At 63.4% G+C, this 22327-nt stretch carries 17 protein-coding genes and 1 pseudogene; 7 read left to right on the forward strand and 11 right to left on the reverse strand.

Annotated elements, in window-relative coordinates:
- The 11 genes and pseudogenes from Y707_RS25810 to coaA form a co-directional block, all read right to left on the reverse strand.
- On the reverse strand, nucleotides 1–1267 hold a 1267-nt coding region (locus Y707_RS25810; RefSeq protein ID WP_051441970.1), incomplete at its 3' end, for a polysialyltransferase family glycosyltransferase.
- Nucleotides 1264–2256, reverse strand: a complete 993-nt coding sequence (locus Y707_RS0112985; protein ID WP_035781690.1) for a glycosyltransferase family 2 protein — start codon at nucleotides 2254–2256, stop codon at nucleotides 1264–1266. The genes Y707_RS0112985 and Y707_RS25810, both read right to left, overlap by 4 nt.
- A gap of 19 nt (nucleotides 2257–2275) precedes the next feature.
- Nucleotides 2276–3241, reverse strand: a complete 966-nt coding sequence (locus tag Y707_RS32175) for an N-acetylneuraminate synthase family protein (protein ID WP_216699252.1) — start codon at nucleotides 3239–3241, stop codon at nucleotides 2276–2278.
- Nucleotides 3242–3376: 135 nt separating this feature from the next.
- Nucleotides 3377–4549: pseudogene (locus tag Y707_RS32180) on the reverse strand (cytidylyltransferase domain-containing protein); the annotation flags it as partial.
- A gap of 123 nt (nucleotides 4550–4672) precedes the next feature.
- A complete protein-coding gene (locus Y707_RS0113000) occupies nucleotides 4673–5464 on the reverse strand; it encodes an NYN domain-containing protein (RefSeq protein WP_026535417.1) in 792 nt (263 codons plus the stop codon).
- A gap of 298 nt (nucleotides 5465–5762) precedes the next feature.
- Nucleotides 5763–6167 (reverse strand): large conductance mechanosensitive channel protein MscL, encoded by a 405-nt coding sequence (gene mscL / locus Y707_RS0113005; RefSeq protein ID WP_026535418.1) that lies wholly within the window; start codon nucleotides 6165–6167, stop codon nucleotides 5763–5765.
- 81 nt (nucleotides 6168–6248) lie between these two features.
- Entirely contained in the window at nucleotides 6249–6707 is a 459-nt protein-coding gene (locus Y707_RS0113010; RefSeq protein ID WP_026535419.1) for an RrF2 family transcriptional regulator, read from the reverse strand.
- 99 nt (nucleotides 6708–6806) lie between these two features.
- Complete coding sequence (locus Y707_RS0113015; RefSeq protein ID WP_026535420.1) at nucleotides 6807–7712, reverse strand: sulfite exporter TauE/SafE family protein; 906 nt, start codon at nucleotides 7710–7712, stop codon at nucleotides 6807–6809.
- A 139-nt stretch (nucleotides 7713–7851) separates the two neighbouring features.
- Nucleotides 7852–8436: a GNAT family N-acetyltransferase gene (locus Y707_RS29900; protein ID WP_333782847.1), complete on the reverse strand. Its 585-nt coding sequence runs from the start codon at nucleotides 8434–8436 to the stop codon at nucleotides 7852–7854.
- 7 nt (nucleotides 8437–8443) lie between these two features.
- The gene (locus Y707_RS29905; protein WP_081744848.1) at nucleotides 8444–9439 is read right to left on the reverse strand and encodes a M15 family metallopeptidase; all 996 of its coding nucleotides are present in this window, start codon (nucleotides 9437–9439) and stop codon (nucleotides 8444–8446) included.
- The gene (gene coaA, locus Y707_RS0113030) at nucleotides 9439–10413 is read right to left on the reverse strand and encodes a type I pantothenate kinase (RefSeq protein WP_026535423.1); all 975 of its coding nucleotides are present in this window, start codon (nucleotides 10411–10413) and stop codon (nucleotides 9439–9441) included. Before coaA ends, Y707_RS29905 begins: the two co-directional genes overlap by 1 nt.
- Before the next feature lie 104 nt (nucleotides 10414–10517).
- Here coaA and glmS point away from each other — a divergent pair, with 104 nt between their 5' ends.
- From glmS to treZ, 7 genes are all read left to right on the forward strand, one after another.
- Nucleotides 10518–12407 (forward strand): glutamine--fructose-6-phosphate transaminase (isomerizing), encoded by a 1890-nt coding sequence (glmS, locus tag Y707_RS0113035; RefSeq protein WP_026535424.1) that lies wholly within the window; start codon nucleotides 10518–10520, stop codon nucleotides 12405–12407.
- Nucleotides 12408–12687: 280 nt separating this feature from the next.
- Complete coding sequence (locus Y707_RS0113040; RefSeq protein WP_026535425.1) at nucleotides 12688–13482, forward strand: SurA N-terminal domain-containing protein; 795 nt, start codon at nucleotides 12688–12690, stop codon at nucleotides 13480–13482.
- Nucleotides 13483–13513: 31 nt separating this feature from the next.
- Nucleotides 13514–13897: a holo-ACP synthase gene (locus tag Y707_RS0113045; RefSeq protein WP_026535426.1), complete on the forward strand. Its 384-nt coding sequence runs from the start codon at nucleotides 13514–13516 to the stop codon at nucleotides 13895–13897.
- Between the two features lie 9 nt (nucleotides 13898–13906).
- Entirely contained in the window at nucleotides 13907–15637 is a 1731-nt protein-coding gene (locus Y707_RS0113050; protein WP_026535427.1) for a bifunctional ADP-dependent NAD(P)H-hydrate dehydratase/NAD(P)H-hydrate epimerase, read from the forward strand.
- A 59-nt stretch (nucleotides 15638–15696) separates the two neighbouring features.
- On the forward strand, nucleotides 15697–17811 hold the full coding sequence (gene glgX, locus Y707_RS25820; protein ID WP_081744850.1) for a glycogen debranching protein GlgX: 2115 nt from the start codon (nucleotides 15697–15699) through the stop codon (nucleotides 17809–17811).
- Entirely contained in the window at nucleotides 17808–20360 is a 2553-nt protein-coding gene (gene treY / locus Y707_RS0113060; protein ID WP_026535428.1) for a malto-oligosyltrehalose synthase, read from the forward strand. Before glgX ends, treY begins: the two co-directional genes overlap by 4 nt.
- A gap of 122 nt (nucleotides 20361–20482) precedes the next feature.
- The gene (treZ, locus tag Y707_RS25825) at nucleotides 20483–22327 is read left to right on the forward strand and encodes a malto-oligosyltrehalose trehalohydrolase (protein ID WP_051441973.1); all 1845 of its coding nucleotides are present in this window, start codon (nucleotides 20483–20485) and stop codon (nucleotides 22325–22327) included.

The raw sequence follows: 22327 nt of genomic DNA on the forward strand, positions 1-22327 counted from the left end.
CTACTGCCTGCCGGCCGGCCGGCAACGAGCCGGGTAGGTCCAAGGCAGTCAACCGGCGTCGTTTGAAGTATCGCAGTTGATCCGTTCCGGCGGCTGCATTCAGATAGGCCATCACCTGTGGGCGGAGGGCAGCCAGGTTCACCGGTTGCATACAGTAGGCGACCGCGTCCACCAATGGCTGAAGTTGTCCCTCCTGGATGTTGTAGGCCTCGGCGGGTGCTTCCAGCCCCCGTAGCAGCACGGCATCAATGATCGTGACGGGAATCCGGTTGCTGTTTTCGTAGGGAGTCAGACGTTCCAGCATCAGTTCGGTGCCGACCGCCACGGTTTTAATGCCGAACAGGAAGCGGGCCGTTGCCATCGCTGTGGAAAAGGCTCCGACGACGGCGTCCGGACGGAGCCGTGCCAGAACCACCTCGGCCGGTACGGCGAGATCAAGGACAACGAACTCGATGCCCAGCTCCGCTGCCGCGGCGGCTAGATCGTGCGTCGCCTTGCGGCCGGCGGAGGGATGCGGTTTGAACACACAGCGCTTGATCCCGAGCCCGGCCGCGGCTTCGAGCATGCTGCGGTGCAACTCTGCCTCTTCGGCCCGGTCAATGAGCTGCAACTCTGTCAGATATTGGCCCAGGATCAGGGCGGTACGGGTGCCATTGTCGGTGGGGACTCCAGCACTGACCTCGGCGAGCTCGTCGACTACAGTACGCAGGAATTCCCGGGGGATTGCCGTCGTCGTAGTTTGGTGCTCACGCAGCAGCTGGGGCTGGAGGCCGGGGACAAGGTCCAGATACAGCAAGGCGTCCAGGCGCTGACTGATATCCAAACCGAGGGGAGCGCGGGTAGGACCATAGACCATCAAGCCGTCTGAATGTACAGTCAGGGTGGCCTCGGAGAAGATCCGGGCCAGCGCAATGCCGGGATTGACATGCACGGAATCGAGCACCAGCCGGACCGGCTCCACACCCAGGGACCAGTGGCTGCGAAGCAGAGTCGCCCACATCCGCAGCTCCTCGTGAGAGGGGGAAAACTGCTGTGGCCGGCGTGGGTAGATTAGTTCAGCCAAATCGAGTACGCGGTCGAACCGGGCCGCAATCAAATCGAATCCGGGCGCATCCTGCAAGCGTCCCGTGACCTCGGGAACCTGGGAACTGTTGGCCAGCACCAGAATCCGCTCCTCGCCGGCTTCGGCTTTCAGCAGACCGGCGTCCGCCGCCGCGGCGAGCGACATGCCTTGGTACATGGTGGAGGCAACTACCAGAACAGTCATGCAGCGTTCATTCCAATCCGAACGGGCCGGGGCAGCACCGGGCGCACTGCGTTGAACCGGCGGCTATCGAGGCTCTTCACCGCAGTGGCTAGAACCGGTGGCGGGATCATGGCGAGCGTGTCCTTAGCCCGGGACCGCAGGGCTCGACTATCGTCCGGTTCCATCTCCGAAGAGCGGCCGATGTGGTGGGAGAGCACAGCCAGGAACATCCGTGCTGCCTTGGGCCAGAACCTTGCGGCCTCCCGGTCTGCGTCGACGATCCGGAAAACCTGCTCGAAAGAAGGAAGGAAATCCAGCTGCCGCGAGTCATAGATGGAGGTCAACGACGTCGGGAGTCCCCGGCGGTACAGGATCCCGGGAGCGTCGACGACGGCGTAGGATTCCGCTTCCAGATGCAGCCGCCAGGCCCACGGCCTGTCCTCGGCGGTGTGAAGACCATCCGGGAATTCAAGCAGACCAGCGTCGGCCAGCCGGCGGTCAAAAACACCGGCCCAGGCGTAGCAATAGTCGACCATGGTCGCCGTCGTTTCCGGAAGGATTGATTCACGTGGGTCAAGCACCACGGAACGGCGGGCCTGCGGAGCGCGGTGGGTGCTGCGGGTGTTTCCGGTGCACCGGACATGGTCGACCCGGAGGAAGTCACACCCCAAGCGCTGAATGTCGGCGGTGACTGACCGCAGATGTCCCGGAGCCAGCCAGTCATCGCCGTCCAGATATGCCAGGTAACGTCCATTGGCCGCGGCCAATCCCTGATTGCGTGCCGATGCCAGTCCCCGGGGCGTCTCGTTACGGATGATGTGCAGGCCCGGGAGCCGGCTTGCGAAGGCAGCGGCCACCTCCCCCGTCCCGTCAGTCGAGCCATCATCGATGACGATAACTTCCAGGGCGGAGGCCTCTTCAAACTGCCCGGTAAGGCTGGTGAGCGCATCGGGCAGGTAGTCGAACTGGTCCTTGGCCGGCACGATGACGCTGAGCAATGGTGTGTTCATAGGGTTCAACGTATTCCAGTTATACAGGCTGGCCGGGTGCCGGCGCGGCGCCGTCCACACGGCGCAGGCGGGACAGTGGTGCCAGCTCGCCGGGCATGACGCGCTTCTCGCCGTCGCCCATGGCTTCTCCAAGGATGCGGATGTCCCGGATCAGGTGTTCAAACCCGGTCGGCTCAAGTGATGAGGCCTGGTCGGAGCCCCACATGGTGCGGTCCAAAGTGATGTGGCGTTCGACGGCGACAGCACCGAGTGCCACGGCTGCCAGGGAGATCTGCAGGCCGCGCTCATGTCCGGAATACCCAACGGGGACGCCGTACCGTCCGCGGAGCGTTTCGATGGTCCGCAGATTGGCCTCCTCCGGCGGCAACGGGTATGTGGAGGTGGAGTGCAGCATGACCAGCCGCGAGGTGCCGAGGGTCTCGACGGCGGCGTCGATCTGCTCGATCGTGGACATCCCGGTAGAGAGGATGATCGGCTTGCCGGTTTCGGCGAGCACCTTGAGCATTTCGATATCGGTGACCGACGCCGATGCCACTTTATGGGTGACGGCGCCGAGCTCCTCCATGAACTGCACGGACGGGATGTCCCACGGGGAGGCGAAGCAATCCAGTCCCAGTCCGGCGGCGTGATTGATCAGCTTCTCGTAGTCGCTGCGGCCGAACTCCACGCGCTCCTTGTACTCCAGGTAGGTCATTTCGCCCCACGGCGTTGAGCGCATCTTGTTCTTCATATCCGCCGGGGTGCTGATCTCCGGGGTGCGCTTTTGGAACTTGACCGCCTGCGCGCCGGCGTTGGCCGCGACGTCGATCAGCTGCTTCGCGATCTCGATGTCGCCATTGTGGTTGATCCCGATCTCGCCAATCACGTAGACCGGCTGGCCTGGACCGATGCTCTTTCCACCGATACTGACAGGAGCGGCCTGATCCCTGGTGGCGGCGCCGTTTCCGGAACCGGCCGTCGTCAATGTTCCTTCAGCGGTTGTCATAGTACTCATCTGGTTGCTCACTTTCTCAATCACACTGCTTCCGGCCAGGCGGGATTGCCCGGCCGCGGATGGTTCTTGAAGGGTCCGGTTCTGGATGGCCGCAAGGATGCGCTCGCAGATTTCCCTTACCGCACCATTGCCGCCGTTGTGGGCCAGCACTGTCCGTGCGGCCGCGAGGACGTTGGGGTGGGCATCGGCGACGGCGATCGGCCAGCCGACGGAGGCCATTGCGGCCAGATCGTTGACGTCGTTGCCGACGTAGGCCACCCGCGCCGGATCGAGCCGCTGCACGGCCATCCATTGCTGCAGGGCGGTGGCCTTGTCGCTGACGTCCTGAAGCACGTCCACCCGCAGCTTTGCCGCACGGGCACTCACGACGGGGTGTCGCTCGGTGGAGAGGATGAGCTGCGGGATTCCTGCACCGCGCAGCAGCGAGACGCCCATACCGTCGCGGCGGCTTACCTGGACGTGTTCGCCGCCGTCGCCGTCGACGAGCGCGTGGTCATCGGTGTGGACACCGTCAAAGTCGGTCACCAGGGCGTCGACGTCCACGGGTTCGATGGTCTCGTCGTGCCGCAGTTGGCCATGCGCGAGACCGGACGCATCGACCATGGCCCGTACCCTCGCGCGGACTGTGGCCAGGTCCGCGGGTGTATCGATTTCGATAGCGGTGTCCTCGGGAACTATCTGCAGTCCCAGACGGCCGAAGAAGCGGTGCCCGGAAGACTTCAGACCCGAGGTTCGCATGACGTAAAAGGCCCCGGTCTCGCGGTACTGTGGCTCCCGGTCCTGGCGGCGCGGGCGGAAGGCCGCATTGTGACCAACCGCCGTGACACCGGCGTCGTCCTTGGCCCAGAGGAAATTGTGGTTTTCCGCCGCTGAGAAGACGCAGTCCTCGCCGCCGTGCAGCACGCGATCAACTGCCTGATCGAGATGGACGTCGGAGATGAACGGCGAGGTGCACTGGATCATCACCGTGACCGCAGGTTCCGGATCCAACTGCTCGAGGGTGTTAAGGAGCGCGGATTCGGACGTCGCTTCGGAGCCGGACAGCGTCGCCGGGCGGTCGATCACAGTTGCGCCCATCCGCTCGGCTTCGGCGCGGATGAGCGGGTGGTCAGTGCTGACGACGACGTCGGTAATTGCGTTTGCGTGCTGGGCGGACTCGATTGCCCGTGCCAGCAGTGTCTGGCCTCCGACCACTTCGAGGTTCTTCAGCTTGATGCCTTCTGAACCACCGCGGGCGGGGATGATCGCGGTCACCCGGCCAGTGCCGCCGTCGTAATTTCCGGCTTGTGTTCTGCTCACACCAAGAACGTTAGGAAGCCAGGGTGGACAGGCCGTATGAATCAGGTAACGGGGGAGTGACTACCCGATGACGATCTCTTCAGCGCCTCCGGCGGCCACCTCATGGGGCATGGCGGCCAGAACCTATTTCTTGCCTAAAGCCCGGACTCGCACTCCGGGTGCCTCCCAGTCGACTTCGAACAGCCCAGTGTCCTCAACCACCTTGCTCAATTTGACCGGTCCATAGACGTCCATGTCGAACGACTCGTCGCCTTCGATTAAGGCGCCGATCTCACCCAGATGTGACCAGCCAGTGTCCTTTTTCGAGTCCTTCACGGCCTTCCGCAGCACCTGTACGAGCCGAGATTCCTTGCTCAGATCCTTCGGATTGCCGGCCTTGGGAGTTTTCGGGGGCTCACTGATGTTGACCGTCTTCTTCGGTTCAGCGGTCTTGGATACGGCGTGCTTAGGCGCGGCATGCTTGGGGCCGGCAGGTGTCTTCCCCAACTCTCCGAGGTAGGTGAATTGAGAGCAGGCCCTGACGAATGGCGGTGGCGTTTTCGCCTCGCCGAAGCCATACACCTTCACACCACTGTCCCGGATCCGCATCACCAAGGGCGTAAAATCCGCGTCGCTGGAGACGATGGCGAAAGCATCGAAGTTATGAGCGTGGAGCAGGTCCACCGCGTCGATTACCATCGCTATGTCGGAGGCGTTCTTGCCAGCGGTGTAGGCGAATTGTTGGACTGGCCGGATCGCGTGTTCGTGGAGAGTTTCTTTCCAAGTACCAGGAGAAAGACTTGTCCAGTCGCCATAGGCGCGCCGGACGGTTGCGGTACCGCGCCTCCCCACTTCCTCTACGATCACATCAATGTTCGACGTCGACGCGTTTTCGGCATCAATTAGCAGTGCGATTCGTTTCTGATCCCCAGTCATCTCCTGATCATTCAGGGAGCCACGCGAACCGTCAATCCGGGGCGTCGGATGATGCTGAAAAGTTATGCTGGGTGGACAATATGTGTTCGTATCCGTACGCGATGGGTCCTGGTGCACAATATGTGTTCGAAAGAATGAACCCATCCCACGCGTACTGTCTACCAGGATCCGGACCGTCTATCAGCCGAGGCTCCTGACGAGGTATAACCACCTGCGGGTAACTCCTGCACCGGCCTGGCGACCGTTACATGCTGGCGGATTGCGCCGGCCGGATTCTCTGCCTGAACCACTGACCCGCTTACCGTTGGCGTGCCCGCAGCTCGTCGCGGATTTCGGTCAACAGCGCGATCTGCGGATCAACCACTTCTTCTTCCTCCACGATTCCCAGCCGGGCATTTCGCCGCTCGACCATCTTGTTCATGGGAACAACAATGACGAAGTAAATGGCTGCGGCGACCAGAAGGAAATTCACGACCGTCGTCAGGACCGCTCCGAAAGAAACAATGTTTTCGGGCTCGGAACCGATCTGGAAGGCCAGGACTTTGTCGAAATTCGGAGCCCCGAATATGCCTGCGATAAGCGGCATAATCACCCTGTCAACAAGTGCTGTAACGACGGTGCCGAACGCGCTGGCGATAACGACAGCTACGGCAAGGTCAACGACATTGCCTTTCATTATGAAGGCCTTGAATCCCTGAATCATGGCAACAGACTACTTTGACCGGTCAGCACCTGAGGAATTCCCGCGCCTCAGGGAGCTGCCAATTGGAAACAAGCTACGTGGTTAGCGTGCTTCCCAAGCGTCCTTGTCCGCAATACGGTTTGTCACCTCGGGCGGCAGCTTTCCGGTGGCAAGGTCAGCAACGGTGACATGTTCGAGCACGTCACGCAGGCTGGTGCGTGCTGCAATCCAGACTTGTTGCAGGCCATCCGCGGCGGCGTTGTAGCTGACGGCTTCAGGGCGGATTCCGTAAACACTGACTAACGGTCCATCAACAGCGCGGATTACGTCCGCAACGCTGATACGGTCTGCCCCGACTGCGAGACGCCACCCACCCGAGGGGCCACGTTGACTACTGATAAAGCCGGCGCGACGTAAATCCGCGAGGATGGCTTGCAGGTAACCGTGTGGAATGTCCTGACGCTGGCCGACGTCCTCGGCCGAAAGTGGGCTGGCGCCGGTGTGGGCGGTTATCTCGATCAATGCCCGGAGCGCGTAGTCGGATTTGGTGGAGACGCGCATGGCTTTCAATCTATCAGAGCGGCCACTGTCAACCGTGGTAGTTGAGGCATTGAGCCGAGCCCAAAAGAGCCTGTCATCTCTGGTCGATGCGAGGCCTTCTTAGTGGGTCAAAGCGGTCTCAGGGCTTCGATCAGACTGCTGCTCTGCACGATGGGCTTTAACTGCACGAACGATGAGGTAAATCCAACCCAGCGCGAGCGCCGCGACTATGAGCCAGAGCGTGGGAGACGTTGGTTCCAGACCGAACCAGCTCTCCAGGACGGTTTTGGAGTTGGTCACCACGATCCATCCTCCTGCCCCCACTCCCAGGATGCGCGGGGCCAAACGCTTGACCACCCAAGCTGCTATCGGAGCGGCGATCGCTCCACCGATCAGGAGGGCGAGCGCCCATGCCCAGTTGATGCCAGCGCTGCCGAGGCCCATCAGGAATCCGAGTGAGGCGGCGACCGCGACGACGAATTCGGAAGTATTGATCGTGCCGATGACTTTCCGGGGTTCCATCCGCCCGGAGGCAAGCAGCGATGAGGTCCCCATAGGTCCCCAACCACCGCCACCGATGGCATCCAATGCCCCTGCAACCAGCCCAAGCGGGAACAGGAAGAAGGCAGAAGGCCTTGCCTTGAGCTGCGGACGCGCCCCTCCTAACCGAAGAAACCGGTAGATCACGTAAACGCCAAGACTTAGCAGTAACAGCGCAACCCACGGTTTGGCCGACTCCCCGGGGAGACCCACCAGAAAGGTGGCTCCGGCGAAGGCGCCGATAGCACCGGGCAAGGCCAGGATCGAGACCACCCGCCAGTCGACGTTTCCGAACTTCCAGTGCGATGCGCCGGAGACCAGGCTTGTGCCCACCTCCGACAAATGAACGACGGCGGATGCGGCAGCCGGGGCAATGCCCACTGTCAGCAGCAGCGTCGAGGAAGTAACTCCATACGCCATGCCCAACGATCCGTCGACCAACTGGGCGATGAACCCCACGATCCCAATCAAAACCAAGCTTCGCATCACACACTCCATGAACTCGGCGGATAAGTCTACTAAGTTAGTAGAGTAAGTGTATTTACTGCACTATGCAAGGATGTTTCGGTGACGAGTGCCTGTTGATGGGTACGGTAAAACCATGATGACAACTCCGCAGGAAATTCTAGAGGTCGAGGCGCATGACAGGTCGGCTCGGGCAGGTTCGACCAATCTCGCGGAATCCGGCGGATTCGAACGTCGCGACTGTACCGGTGAAGAGTGCTGATCCGGAGACGCGTTTTGCCTGAAGATTCTTCACATCGACCCGATGCCCATCAATAACGGATGCTCCATTTCCACGCGCATGTTCGCCGGCACCGCGAAGGAGCGCCGGACCAACTCCCATGCCGCGATACTCGGGAAGAATCACAAAGCAGGTCACCCACCACGCGCTGGGATCATCGTCGAGGACGCGCCGGAGAGCTCGGTTCTTCAAGATACCTGGGAGCGTGGCGCGGGGTGCGACTCTTGCCCAGCCAACCGGTCTGCCGTCGACATAGGCCAGCAGGCCGATTGGAACGACTGCTCTCTCAACTTCATCATGTAAGGCGTTTCTGTTGCTCGTATCGTCATGGTCCCGGAACCGCTGGCACCAGCAGGAGTCAGGGTCTAACGCACGACGACCGAAGACCAGGACCAAGTCGTCCCACCGCTCCGGCGTAATGGGGTGAATGATGGGACTAACAGACACTCGGCGATCCTCCGTCACAGTTTCATTAGTACCGCGGAGCGGGCGGCAGGCCGAAGTATTCCTCCAAGGTGTGGATTCCCCGTTTCTTCATTGCGGTCGCATCCTGCACACCGATATACCGCAAATGCCACGGTTCAGGGGTAAAGCCCGTAATGGCGTAATAGCCGGGCTGATGACGCACAATGTAGCCAAATTTGTGCGCGTTGTCCCGGGCCCATTCCGCGGCCGGAAGGTCGGCGAAGCAGGGCTGCAGCGAGCAGGTACCGCTGGCGACGCCGATATCGAGTGCAAGACCGGTTTGGTGTTCGGAGTAGCCGGGCCGGGCGGAGACCCGGTCCGCTTCAGCCACCGAGCCCAACCGGATAACCCACCTGTTGTAAGTTGCCAGCTGGCTTCTGTAGGACCGGTATCCGCTGAGCAGCGTCAGGTTAATTCCGTCCGCGGCAGCGGCATCGAACATTTTGCCTGCGGCCGCAGCAGTATCGTCCCGCAGCAGCGCGCTCTCGCCGGTGACAGCAGAAGTGACCGGCGCCTTCACCAGCCCCGAGGGTGCATAGTCGAGAGGAAACAGCGGACGTTGCTTATTGACGACGACGGACAGACTGGACGGGTTGTCGACGGTGACGAAGCGCGAATTCGCTTCATCGTTCCTGAGCGGCGGACCGGTACTCCGTCCGCTGGAGCCCGGTGCCGGGGGCGGATCCGGTGCCGGCCGGGGCTGGCTGGGCGCGTTCGCGTCCGATCCGCGGAACGGGGAGATGCCGTGCGGCGCTTCGCCTGGCGCGGAGCTGGATGAGATGCCGGTGGGTGAATCGCCGGGGGCGTCCGTCCCGCCGTCAGCGGCGGAGCTCCCAAAGTTGTTGCCCGGTGACGACGACGTCGTGGTGGCTTCCGCCGTCGTAGTTTCCTCCGGCTGTCCTGAACACGCGGCGAGCGACAAGGCGAGTGCCGCCGTCGTCGACCATGCCGCGGTCTTCCGAAGGAATGCAGTGAAGGCGAGCACCCCGCCGGGAGTGTCCATTACGTCTTCCGGAGCAACATCCGCCGGATTGAATGGTCGGCGTCCTTGGTCAACACCAGCTGGGCACGGCCGCGGGTGGGCAGTACGTTGTCCTGCAGGTTCGGCTCGTTGATCCGCTTCCATATCCCGCGGGCGGTCTGCTCCGCCTCCTCATAGGAGAGGCCGGCGTACCGGTGGAAGTAGGACTCGGGGGAGGTGAAGGAGGAGGTGCGCAGCGATTGGAAGCGTTCGATGTACCACTGCTCGATGTAGTCCGTTTTCGCATCCACATATACAGAGAAGTCGAAAAAGTCGCTCAGCGCCAGCCCCGAGCGGCCGTCGGGACGGGTGCGGGCGGGGGCGAGCACGTTCAGGCCCTCCAGGATCAGCACGTCCGGGCGGCGGACGACGACCTCGCGGCCGGGAACGATGTCGTAGGTGACGTGCGAATACCAGGGGGCGCGGACCTCCTCGGCGCCGGACTTGACCTCGCTGATGAAGCGCAGCAGGCCACGCCGGTCATAGGACTCGGGAAAGCCCTTGCGTTCCATCAGGCAGCGGCGTTTGAGCTCGGCGTTCGGGTAGAGGAAACCGTCCGTGGTCACCAGCTCCACGTTCGGGGTGTCCGGCCAGCGCCGCAACAGTTGCTGGAGCACGCGGGCGGTGGTGGATTTGCCGACGGCGACGGACCCGGCGACCGCGATGACGAACGGGGTGCGGGTGGTCTTCTCGCCGAGGAAGGTGGTGGTGGCTGCGTGCAGCTGGCCGGCGGCGCCGACATAGAGATTCAGCAGCCGGGACAGCGGGAGGTAGACTTCGCGGACCTCGTCCATATCGAGGGGATCGCCGAGCCCGCGCAGGCGGTTGATGTCGCCCTGGTTCAGGGGAGATTCGATTTCGGTCGACAACCGCGACCATGTTTGCCGGTCCAACTCCACAAAGGGCGTGAAATTGCTCTCACCGCCATTGCTGTTGCTCTTGGACTCTTGGCTCACTTAACGCATTCTGCCGTCTCCGGAGGGCAAACTCCAACGTGGGGCCGCCGACGTCGCGTAATAGCGGTACGGGAGACCCGGATGTCACAGGTACCCTTGATGACATGTGTGGAATTGTGGGTTACGTCGGCCGCGCCGGCGCAAATGCGACTGTTGAGAACAACGGCTCCAGCCATGGCGCGCTCGATGTAGTGCTCGAAGGGCTGCGCCGTTTGGAGTACCGCGGCTACGACTCGGCGGGTGTCGCCGTCGTTACCGACGCCGGTGTCGAGTCCCGGAAGAAGTCCGGGAAGCTGAGCAACCTGCTCAGTGAGTTGGAGGCCCAGCCGCTGTCGGCAGCCGTCACGGGGATCGGGCACACCCGCTGGGCGACGCACGGGGGACCGACCGACCAGAACGCGCACCCGCACCTGGCGGACAATGACCGCCTGGCCGTCATCCACAACGGCATTATCGAAAACTTCTCGGTCATCAAGGCCGAACTGCTGGAGAAGGGCTACGAGTTCCGCTCCGAAACGGACACCGAAGTCGCGGCCATCCTGCTGGGTGACATCTACGCGAACCAGGTCGCCGATCTGCCCAAGGCCATGCAGGTTGCCTGCCAGCGTCTCGAGGGCGCGTTCACCCTGCTGGCCGTGCACGCGGACCAGCCCGACGTCGTCGTAGCCGCCCGCCGCAACTCACCCCTGGTGGTGGGATTGGGCGACGGCGAGAACTTCCTCGGTTCCGACGTCTCCGGCTTCATCGACTTCACCCGGCGCGCCGTCGAGCTCGGCCAGGACCAGATTGTCACCATCACCCCCGAGGACGTGACGATCACCGACTTCTTTGGTGCTCCCGGGCAGGGCAAGGAGTTCCACGTCGACTGGGACGCCGCCGCGGCCGAGAAGGATGGCTACCCCTCCTTCATGGCGAAGGAAATCAACGAGCAGCCCGCCGCCGTCGCACAGACCCTGCTGGGCCGCACCGATGTGAATGGCCGGCTGGTCCTGGACGAGCTGCGCATTGATGAGACGGTGCTCCGTTCGATCGACAAGATTGTGGTGATCGCCTGCGGCACTGCAGCCTACGCCGGTTCGGTCGCCAAATACGCTATCGAGCATTGGTGCCGGATCCCCACTGAGGTGGAGCTGGCGCACGAATTCCGTTACCGGGATCCGATCGTGAACGAGAAGACGCTGGTGGTGGCGATCTCGCAGTCCGGCGAAACCATGGACACACTGATGGCCGTCCGGCACGCCCGCGAACAGGGCGCGAAGGTGATCGCGATCTGCAACACAAACGGTTCGACGATTCCGCGCGAATCCGATGCCGTTCTCTACACGCACGCCGGCCCGGAAATTGCCGTCGCCTCCACCAAGGCGTTCCTGGCGCAGATCACCGCGACCTACCTGCTCGGCCTCTACCTGGCGCAGCTGCGTGGCAACAAATACAAGGACGAGATTTCCGAGATCATGCGCGACCTGGCGCAGATGCCGGACAAGGTGCAGCAGGTCCTCGACGGCGTCGACGACGTACGCGCGCTGGCCCGGTCCATGTCGGACGCCAAGTCAGTACTGTTCCTGGGCCGACACGTCGGTTTCCCGGTCGCGATGGAAGGTGCGCTGAAGCTCAAGGAGCTCGCCTACATCCACGCCGAGGGCTTTGCCGCCGGTGAACTCAAGCACGGCCCGATCGCGCTGATCGAAGAGGGCCAGCCGGTCTTCGTCGTCGTACCTTCCCCGCGTGGCCGCGATTCACTGCACGCCAAGGTGGTCTCCAATATCCAGGAGATCCGTGCCCGCGGCGCCGTGACGATCGTGATCGCCGAAGAGGGCGACGAAGCCGTGAGGGAATTCGCGAACCACGTGATCTACATCCCGCAGAGCCCGACCCTGATGGCGCCGCTGCTGTCCACGGTGCCGCTGCAGGTTTTCGCGTGCGAGCTGGCTTCGGCCAAGGGCTACGACGTCGACCAGCCGCGCAATCTGGCGAAGTCCGTCACCGTCGAATAAGCGTTGGACGCCGGGTCAGCACCGTACCGGCGGTGCAAGTGCTCGCGTCAGCCCCTCGGCCGTCGGTCAGCCCGCTACAGTGGGCTGACCGACGGCTAAGCACCTGACCCAGTGTTGGATTGGCCGTTCCATGTGGGATCTGCCGTTTCCACGTACCCGCGACTCCCAGCCAATTTCCAGCGAGTGAGCCGGAAACTGCCAAGGACAAGGGATACCGTCGTGTGCGGGCCTGAGGAGTAAGTAACTCCGAAGGAGCATCGTTCTGAAGGGACATTGTATTTTGAGCAAAAAGTGGTTAGTAAGCTTGTGCCTCGCGGCATCCCTGTCGGTCGTCACCGCCTGCGGTGGGGAATCGACGGGAGAAGCTGAGGGGAAGCCCTCCACCCAGCAGGAAGCACCTGCCAGTGGTAATAGCCAGGCGTCCGGCCCCCAAAGCGGCGAACAGCCGAAGATGCCGGAACCAGACCTCAAGGGCATCCCTGCCGTGGTGGCGGAAGTCAACGGCGAAAAAATCGAGAAGAAGGAATTCGTCTCGGCGTATGAGGGACAGTTCCAGCAGGCAGCCATGCAGGCGCAGATGTCGGGTCAGAAGATTGACCAGGGCCAGATGAAGGAGCAGACCGTCAACGGCATGGTCAGCACGGAACTCCTCATCCAGGAAGTAGCCGACCGCGGCATCGAAGCTTCGCAGAAGGACATGAACCAGACGCTGGACGAGCTGGCAAAGCAGAACCAGCTCAAGTCCGGGGACGAGTTCATGGCGGCGCTGAAGAAGCAGGGCATGTCTGAAAAAGAAGTGATGGACCAGCTTGCGACGCAGGTGAAGGTCGAGCAGCTTATTAAGGATGAGGCCGGCAACACCAACGTGACCGAGGCCGAACTCAAGGCAGCCTATGAGCAGGTTAAGGCGCAGCAGGCCCAGATGGCCCAAGGCGGCCAGGGTGGCAAGCTCCCACCGCTGGAAGAGGTCAAGCCGGAACTTGAAAAGCAAGTGAAGAAGCAAAAGGAGAGCGAGGCAACCCAGGCCCTCGTCAAGGAGCTGCGCAAGGACGCCAAGGTCACTATCAATCTCTAATCCGGCGTCGGCGAGCACGTACGATGGAGCCATGATTGTTGGAATTGGCGTAGATGTCGTCGACCTGGCCAGGTTCGGCCGGCAGCTTGAGCGCACGCCCGGGCTGCGGAACCGGCTTTTCGTCCCCGCCGAACGTGAATTGTCACTGCGCTCCTTGGCGGCACGGTTTGCCGCCAAGGAGGCCGTGGCCAAGGCGCTTGACGCACCGGCGGGAATGAACTGGCAGGACTGCTGGATCGGCGTGGACGAAGCCGGAAGCCCGTTGGTCGAGATCAAGGGAACGGTGGCTGCCGCAGCCGAGGCCAAGGGCGTCGAGCGGTGGCACCTGTCGATCAGCCATGATGGCAATATCGCCACCGCTATGGTGGTGGCCGAAGGTGCCAAGCAGAATGTAATCGCCGCGGAAACACCGTAGGCGGCCGCCATGATTCACGCCTATACCGGAACGCAGATCCGCGCTGCCGAGGCGCCATTGCTCGAGAACGGTCAGGGCGATGCCTTGATGCAGCGGGCGGCGTATGGCCTCGCCAGCGCGGTCCTGCGGGAAGTCCGTCGGCTTGAACTCCGGGTTTACGGCGGACGGCTGGTCGTGCTGGCTGGCAGCGGCAACAATGGCGGAGATGTGCTCTTCGCAGCCGCCCGGCTGTCCCGCCAAGGGATGGGTACGACGGCGGTGCTCACCTCCGCGCGTGTCCACCCCGAGGCGCTGGCTGCCTTCCGCAAGGCCGGCGGCAGAGTGCAATTTTTGGTCGAAGACACGAACGGGTCCGGGTCGGACCCCGGTCCGGACGCTGTTTCCGTTTCTGTTTCTGGCTCAGACTTCGGCACGGAGACGGTTTCCGTTTCCGGCGCCGCCGCACTGTGCCGGGATGCCGACGTCGTTATCGATGGGATTCTCGGCACCGGTGCCCGTGGCGGACTCCGTCAACCGGTTGTCTCGCTGGTCGAACAACTCGTCGGCAGCCTCGAGCAGCCGGACAATCAGCTTGGCTTTGCTGCGGACTGGCCGGCGGGGATCCGGCGGGAGACGAAACCGTTGATCGTTGCCTGCGACCTGCCCAGCGGTATCAACGCCGACTCTGGAGAAGTCGCTGGTCCGGTCCTGACCGCCGATCTGACGGTCACCTTCGGTGGCGCCAAATCCGGTCTGTACCTCAGCCCCGCAGCCGGTTACACCGGACGGGTCGAGACCATCCGGATCGGCATCGACGAACATCTGCCCGAGCCGAATCTGCGCAGGCTCGAAACCGGGGACCTTGCACGGTTGTGGACGGCACCGGATCCTGGAGCCCACAAATACAGTCGCGGTGTGCTGGGAATTGTGGCCGGTTCGGCCCAGTATCCCGGTGCGGCGCTGCTGACCGCAGGGGGAGCGCTCGCCACGGGAGTCGGCATGATCCGCTACCTGGGTCCGGAACCGGTGTCCCGTCTGATCAATCTGGAACTGCCGGAAGTGGTGTGCAGCCAGGACTCCGTCTCCGACTCCCATGTGCAGGCCTGGCTCGTCGGCCCCGGAATCGGCGATGACAAGAGGCAGCTGCGCCGGGCCCGGGATGCCATAACCTCGGGGCTGCCGACTGTAGTCGACGCGAGCGCCTTGCCGCTGCTGCCCGGGGAGCTCGGCCCGAACGTTCTGCTGACCCCGCATGCCGGCGAGCTCTCAGCCGTCCTCAAAAAGCAGGGAATCGACGCCAGCCGGAACGAGATCGAGGCGTCCGGTGCGGAATACGCCAGGCTGGCGGCAGGTCTGACCGGCGCCACAGTGCTGCTCAAGGGCGGCACCACGCTGGTCGCATCACCCTCGGGAGCTCTGTTCAGCCAGGCCGAGGGCACCAGTTGGCTCTCCACCGCTGGCAGCGGAGACACATTGGCGGGAATACTTGGTGCGTTGATGGCCACCTTCGCCGAAGCCCACGGGATAACGGAACGCGCGATGTTGGCCACATTCGCGGAAGCTCCGGGGACGGAAGCACCCGGGATGCCGCCGTCGTCAGCCATTGCCGGGATGGACAAATTCGCGGTTCTGGGGGCGATGGCGGCGAGCATTCATGGCCGTGCCGCCGTGCTCGCATCCGGCGGCGGTCCAATTTCGTCGTCGCAAATCAGTAAGCTTATGAATCAAGTCTTTATTTCCATCCAACATGGGGATACTTAAAAGGCAGGACAAGAGTTACCGACGGTACTGATAATGCCGGCAATTGTTGAGGAGCACGTGTGGAAGTTTGGCCTGGATCCGCCTATCCGTTGGGAGCCACGTTCGATGGCACCGGCACCAATTTCGCCCTGTACAGCGATGTCGCTGACAAGGTCGAGCTCTGTTTGTTCGACGACGACGGCCGCGAGGAACGCGTCGCCGTCAACGAGCTCGACGGTTTTGTCTGGCACTGCTACCTGCCCCAGGTCCAGCCCGGGCAGAAGTATGGCTTCCGTGTGCACGGCCCGCACGACCCTGAACAGGGGCAGCGCTGCAACCCGAACAAGCTGCTGCTGGACCCGTACGCCAAGGCCGTGCATGGCGAGATTGAGTGGAACCAGGCGCTTTTCGGCTACAACTTCGGCGACGAGACCTCCCGCAATGATGAGGACTCCGCCCAGTACATGATGCTCGGCGTCGTCGTAAATCCTTTCTTTGACTGGGACGGCGACCGTAAACCGAAGACGCCTTACCACGATTCGGTGATCTACGAGGCGCACGTCAAGGGCTTGACCGAGCTGCACCCGGACGTGCCCGAGGAGCAGCGCGGAACCTATGCCGGCGTCGCGCATCCGTCGGTGATTTCGCACCTGCAGAAGCTCGGCATTACCGCCATCGAGCTGATGCCGGTGCACCAGTTCGTCAATGACAGCACCCTGCAGGACAAGGGCCTGGCCAACTATTGGGGCTACAACACCATTGGTTTCTTCGCCCCGCAGAACACCTACAGTTCCACTGGGGATCTGGGTGGCCAGTGCCAGGAGTTCAAGGCGATGGTCCGCGAACTGCACCGTGCCGGCATCGAGGTGATTCTCGACGTCGTCTACAACCACACTGCCGAGGGCAACCATTTGGGCCCGACCGTATCGTTCCGGGGCATCGACAACGCGGCGTACTACCGCCTCGTCGAGGATGACCAGCAGTACTACATGGACTACACAGGCACCGGAAATTCGCTCAATGTCCGGAACCCGCACTCGCTGCAGCTGCTGATGGACTCGCTGCGCTACTGGGCCACGGAGATGCATGTGGACGGTTTCCGCTTCGACCTGGCCTCCACGCTGGCCCGGGAGTTTTACGACGTCGACCGGCTGTCCACGTTCTTCGACCTGGTGCAGCAGGACCCGGTGGTTTCGCAGTGCAAGCTGATCGCCGAGCCGTGGGATGTCGGACCCGGCGGCTACCAGGTCGGCAACTTCCCCGCACTGTGGACGGAGTGGAACGGGATGTACCGGGACACCGTCCGCGATTTCTGGCGCGGCGAACCGTCGACGTTGGGCGAATTCGCGTCCCGATTGACCGGTTCGGCCGACCTGTACGAGCATTCCGGGCGCCGGCCGGTGGCCTCGATCAACTTCGTCACCGCCCACGATGGCTTCACGCTGCGGGACCTCGTTTCCTATAACGAGAAGCGCAATGAGGCCAACGGCGAAGACAATAACGACGGCGAATCCCACAACCGCTCCTGGAATTGCGGGGTGGAGGGGCCGACCAAGAAGAAGAACGTGCTCGCCCTGCGTGCCCGGCAGCAGCGGAACTTCCTGACCACGCTGCTGCTCTCCCAAGGCGTGCCGATGATCCTGCACGGCGACGAGGTCGGCCGGACGCAGCAGGGCAACAACAACACGTACTGCCAGGACTCGGAAATCAGCTGGATGCACTGGGACGAGGTGGATGAGGATCTGCTGGAGTTCACGTCCCGGCTCATGAACCTTCGCGCCGAACATCCGACCTTCCGTCGACGTCGCTTCTTCGACGGCCGCCCAGTTCGGCGCGGCGAAGGCGAGAAACTTCCGGACATTGTCTGGCTGGACCCGGCGAGCTCCACTCTCAGCCAGGAGGACTGGGACACTTCATTCGCCCGGTCGATTGCTGTGTACCTGAACGGTGATGGAATTCACGGGAGGGACGAACGCGGCCAGCACATCTACGACAACAGCTTCCTGTTGCTCTTCAACGCCCACGACGAGACCGTGAAGTTCACCATTCCGGCCGAGGAGTATTCGCCGGAGTGGGAGACGGTCATCGATACCGCAGCCAAGAATGATGCGGTCGCCACCCGAACCATCAAGGCGGACGGCGAGGTTTCTGTCGCGGGCAAGGCCGCCGTCGTGCTGAAGTCTCTGAGCGCATGAAAGTTCCACAGTCGACGTACCGGCTGCAGATCCGTCCGGAATGCACCTTGCAGGATGCCGCCACCCTGGTGGACTACCTCAAGGCTCTCGGCGTCGACTGGGTGTATGTCTCGCCCATCCTGACCGCCGAGCAGGGCTCGGACCACGGCTATGACGTTACGGACCCATCGGCCATTGACCCTGTCCGCGGCGGACCGGAGGGCCTGGAGGCGCTCGCCTCCGCGGCACATGGCGCCGGCATGGGGGTGCTGGCCGATATCGTGCCCAACCACATGGGTGTCGCGACGCCGGTCCAGAATCCTTGGTGGTGGTCGCTGCTGAAAGAGGGCAGCGGCTCACGGTATGCCGAGGCGTTCGACGTCGACTGGGACCTTGGCGGCGGCAAAATCCGGATCCCGGTGCTGGGAGACTCCGGCGATGAGCTGGAGAAACTCACCCTGGTTCCGGCCGCCGAGTCGAAGAGCGGAGAGCCGGAGCTGCACTATTACGACAACTGCTTTCCGGTCGCCGACGGAACTTTCGACGACGACGACGCCGACCCGCAGGCCGTCCATTCCCGGCAGCACTATGAGCTGATGAACTGGCGGCGGGCCGACGACGAACTCAACTACCGGCGCTTCTTCGCGGTCAACACTCTCGCCGGGATCCGGGTTGAGGAACCATGGGTTTTCGACGAAGCGCACGCCGAAGTCCTGCGCTGGGTCCGCGAAGGCCTGGTGGACGGGCTGCGGATCGACCACCCCGACGGCCTGGCCGACCCGGCCGGTTATCTGGACCGGCTTCGCTCCGAATCCGGCGGCACTTACGTGCTGGTGGAAAAGATCCTCGAACCGGGGGAGTCACTGCCCGAAGGCTGGGCCTGCGAGGGAACCAGCGGGTACGACGCACTGGCTCAGATCGACCGGCTCTGGGTCGACCCCGCCGGACGCGAAACGCTGGATGCGTTGGACTCCGAGCTGAGGGGGAGCTCCGGCCCGGTGTCCTGGCAGGACATGACGCATGGCACCAAACGGATGATCGCGGACGGCATCCTGCACTCGGAAGCGCTCCGCCTCGCCCGGCTGGTCCCTGCCGACGCCGGACTCGAGCCGGACGTCGCCGCGGACGCTATCGGCGAGCTCCTGACCTGTTTTCCGGTCTACCGCAGCTACCTGCCACAGCACCGCGAATATCTGGAGGAAGCGGCGAGGCTGGCCAAGCAGTACCGGCCGGATCTCTCCGACGCCGTGGACACGCTCCGGCCGCTGCTTTCCGACGTCGGGAATCAACAGGGTGCGCCGGCCGCCCCTGCTGCCCCTGCAGCCTTGGGAGGTTCCGCTACGGCAGCTGCACCGGGCGCCCCGGACGTGGCCGCTGCCTCCAGCGGATCCGATGCCGCCGCTGCGCCCGCGCTGGCCATCCGGTTCCAACAGACTTCCGGCATGGTGATGGCCAAGGGGGTCGAGGACACGGCCTTCTACCGCTACACCCGCCTGACTTCTCTAACCGAGGTCGGAGCCGACCCCTCGGAGTTCTCCCTCGACGTGGACCAATTCCATCTGGAGGTCGCCGGGAGGCAGCAGGATTACCCCTACGCCATGACGACCCTGTCCACCCATGACACCAAGCGCGGCGAGGACGTCCGGGCCAGGATCAGCGTGCTCTCCGAAATGGCGCCCCGCTGGGCAGAGATCATGCGTAGCCTGCAGGACCTCGCCCCGCTGGAGGACGGCCCGCTGGCCAACCTGCTCTGGCAAGCGGTCATTGGCGCGTGGCCCGCGTCGCGGGAACGGCTGCACGCCTACGCCGAAAAGGCATCACGCGAGGCTGGCAACTCGACCCTGTGGACGGCCCCGGACGAGGAGTTCGAAGCCGCCATGCACCGGCTGATCGACGCCGCCTTCGATAATCCGGAAGTGAACCGCATTGTGTCGGAGTTCGTGCAGGAGATCGATGGCTTCGGCAAGTCCAACTCGCTGTCAGCCAAAATGGTCCAGCTGACGATGCCCGGCGTACCGGACGTCTACCAGGGCACCGAGCTCTGGGAAGATTCGCTCGTCGATCCCGACAACCGTCGGCCGGTCGACTTTGACGAACGCCGGCGCCTGCTGGCACAGCTCGACGGCGGGACTTCCGGCGGCAGCGCAACCGGAAGTTCAGGCGGTGGTATTGCGACTGGAAGTTCAGCCGGTGGCAGCTCCAACACCATGGCGGACAGGGATAATGACGACGTCGGACTGGCCAAGCTGCTCGTCACCAGCCGCGCCCTGCGGCTGAAGCGGGACCGGCCGGAATTGTTCACCAGCTACACCCCCTTCAGCGCCAGTGGCGATGCTGCCGGCCACCTCGTCGGCTTCGACCGCGGCGGTGCCATCACGCTGGCCACCCGGCTTCCTGCCGGACTGAAGAAACGCGGCGGCTGGGGCGATACCGCCGTCGCCCTGCCGTCCGCTATGCGGGACGAACTCACGGGCAGGTCCTATCCGTCCGGGGAAGTTCCAGTGGCCGAGGTCCTGAACGACTACCCGGTAGCCCTGCTGGTCGCCGTCGCAGAGGAGGAAGCCCAGTGAGCAAGCACCGCAGTTCGACCGGAGTCAACGGTGCGGGCACTCCGTTTGCCGGCTATCCAGCGCCGCAACGGGACCCCGAGGCCGGGCGGAGGTTCAGCGTCTGGGCACCGCGGGCCGAGCAGTTGCAGCTGCAGCTCGGTGATCAGCGACACGGGATGAACAAGGGAACCGGGGGATGGTGGCACGCGCCCGATGATGTGCTGATGTCCGACGACGGTGCTCCCGACGCCGCCGTCCCCGAAGCGCCGGACTCGGTCACCGGCGTCGAACCCGGTGCCGCGGCGGACCCCGACGCTGGAACATCCGACTACGGGTACCTCATCAACGGTTCCGACACTCCCGTTCCCGACCCCCGCTCCCGCCGGCAGTCCCACGGCGTGCACCAGCTTTCACGTACCTATGATCCCGGCGCATATCACTGGAACGACGGCGACTGGACCGGCCGCGCGCTGGCCGACGGCGTCATCTACGAGATGCATATCGGCACTTTCACCGAGGCGGGAACGCTGGATGCCGCCGTCGAACGCCTCCCGTATCTGGTGGAGCTGGGCGTCGACTTCGTCGAGGTGCTGCCGGTCAACGCCTTCAACGGCACCCATAACTGGGGCTACGACGGGGTTCTCTGGTACGCGGTTCAGGAGGAATACGGCGGTCCTGCGGCCTACCAGCGTTTTGTCGACGCGGCCCATCAGGCGGGAATCGGCGTCATCCAGGACGTGGTCTACAACCACCTCGGCCCCAGCGGGAACTACCTGCCCATGTTCGGGCCGTACCTGACGGGAGGAAACGCCAATACCTGGGGCGATTCGGTCAACCTGGACGGGCCGGACTCGGATGAGGTGCGGGAATTCATCCTCGACAATTCGCAGATGTGGTTCGACGACTACCACGTGGACGGGCTGCGCCTGGATGCGGTGCACGCCCTGAAAGACTCCCGCGCCCTGCACATCCTCGAAGAACTCGCCGCGCGCACCGAGGCGACTGCCGCCGTCGTCGGCAAACCGCTGTTCCTGGTTGCCGAGTCCGACCTGAACGACCCGCGGATGATCACCTCCCGGGAGGCCAGCGGTTTTGGCATGGACGGTCAGTGGAGCGACGACTTCCACCACGCCGTGCACGTGAACCTGACGGGGGAGACGGCCGGTTACTACGCCGATTTCGGCTCGCCCGGCGCCCTGGCGAAAATCCTGACCGAGGGCTTCTTCCACAACGGCACCTACTCGAGTTTCCGGAAACGCCACCATGGAAGGCCGCTCGATCCGGCGGCCAAGGCCTGGCGCCTGGTGGTCTGCACCCAGAACCACGATCAGATCGGCAACCGCGCCGCGGGGGACCGGCTCACCGCGACCCTGTCCTATGGCCAACTGGCGCTCGCCGCCGTGTTGAACCTGACCTCACCCTTCACGCCCATGCTGTTCATGGGGGAGGAATACGGCGCGACGACGCCGTGGCAGTTCTTCACCTCGCACCCGGAGCCTGAGCTGGACAAGGCGACGGCGGAGGGCAGGCTGCGGGAGTTTGAACAGATGGGCTGGGATCCCAAGATTGTGCCAAACCCGCAGGACCCGGAGACCTTCCGGCGCTCAAAGCTGGACTGGTCCGAGGCGGAGTCCGGCAAGCACGCGAAGCTGCTGGAGCTGTACCGGGAGCTGATCCGCCTCCGCCATGAGCTTCCCGAGCTCCGCGGCGCTGCCGTCGTCGATGCCCGCGTGGACTACGACAACGACGATCGCTGGCTGCTCGTCAACCGCGGTGGGGTGCAGATCGCGTTCAACTTTGATGATGCCGCACACACCGTAATCCTGGGCGATGTTCCGGGCGGAGACCCCGTCGCTTCAGGATCGGATGCGACGGAGCCGGCCGAAACAATCAGGCACCAACGCCTGTTGCTGGCAACGGACGACCACGTGCACTTCAGCGAAGGCTCCGTACGGTTGCCAGGACACAGCGCGGCCATCATCGGGTAG

The organism is Arthrobacter sp. H14 (assembly GCF_000520495.1).
Lineage (GTDB): Bacteria > Actinomycetota > Actinomycetes > Actinomycetales > Micrococcaceae > Arthrobacter_C.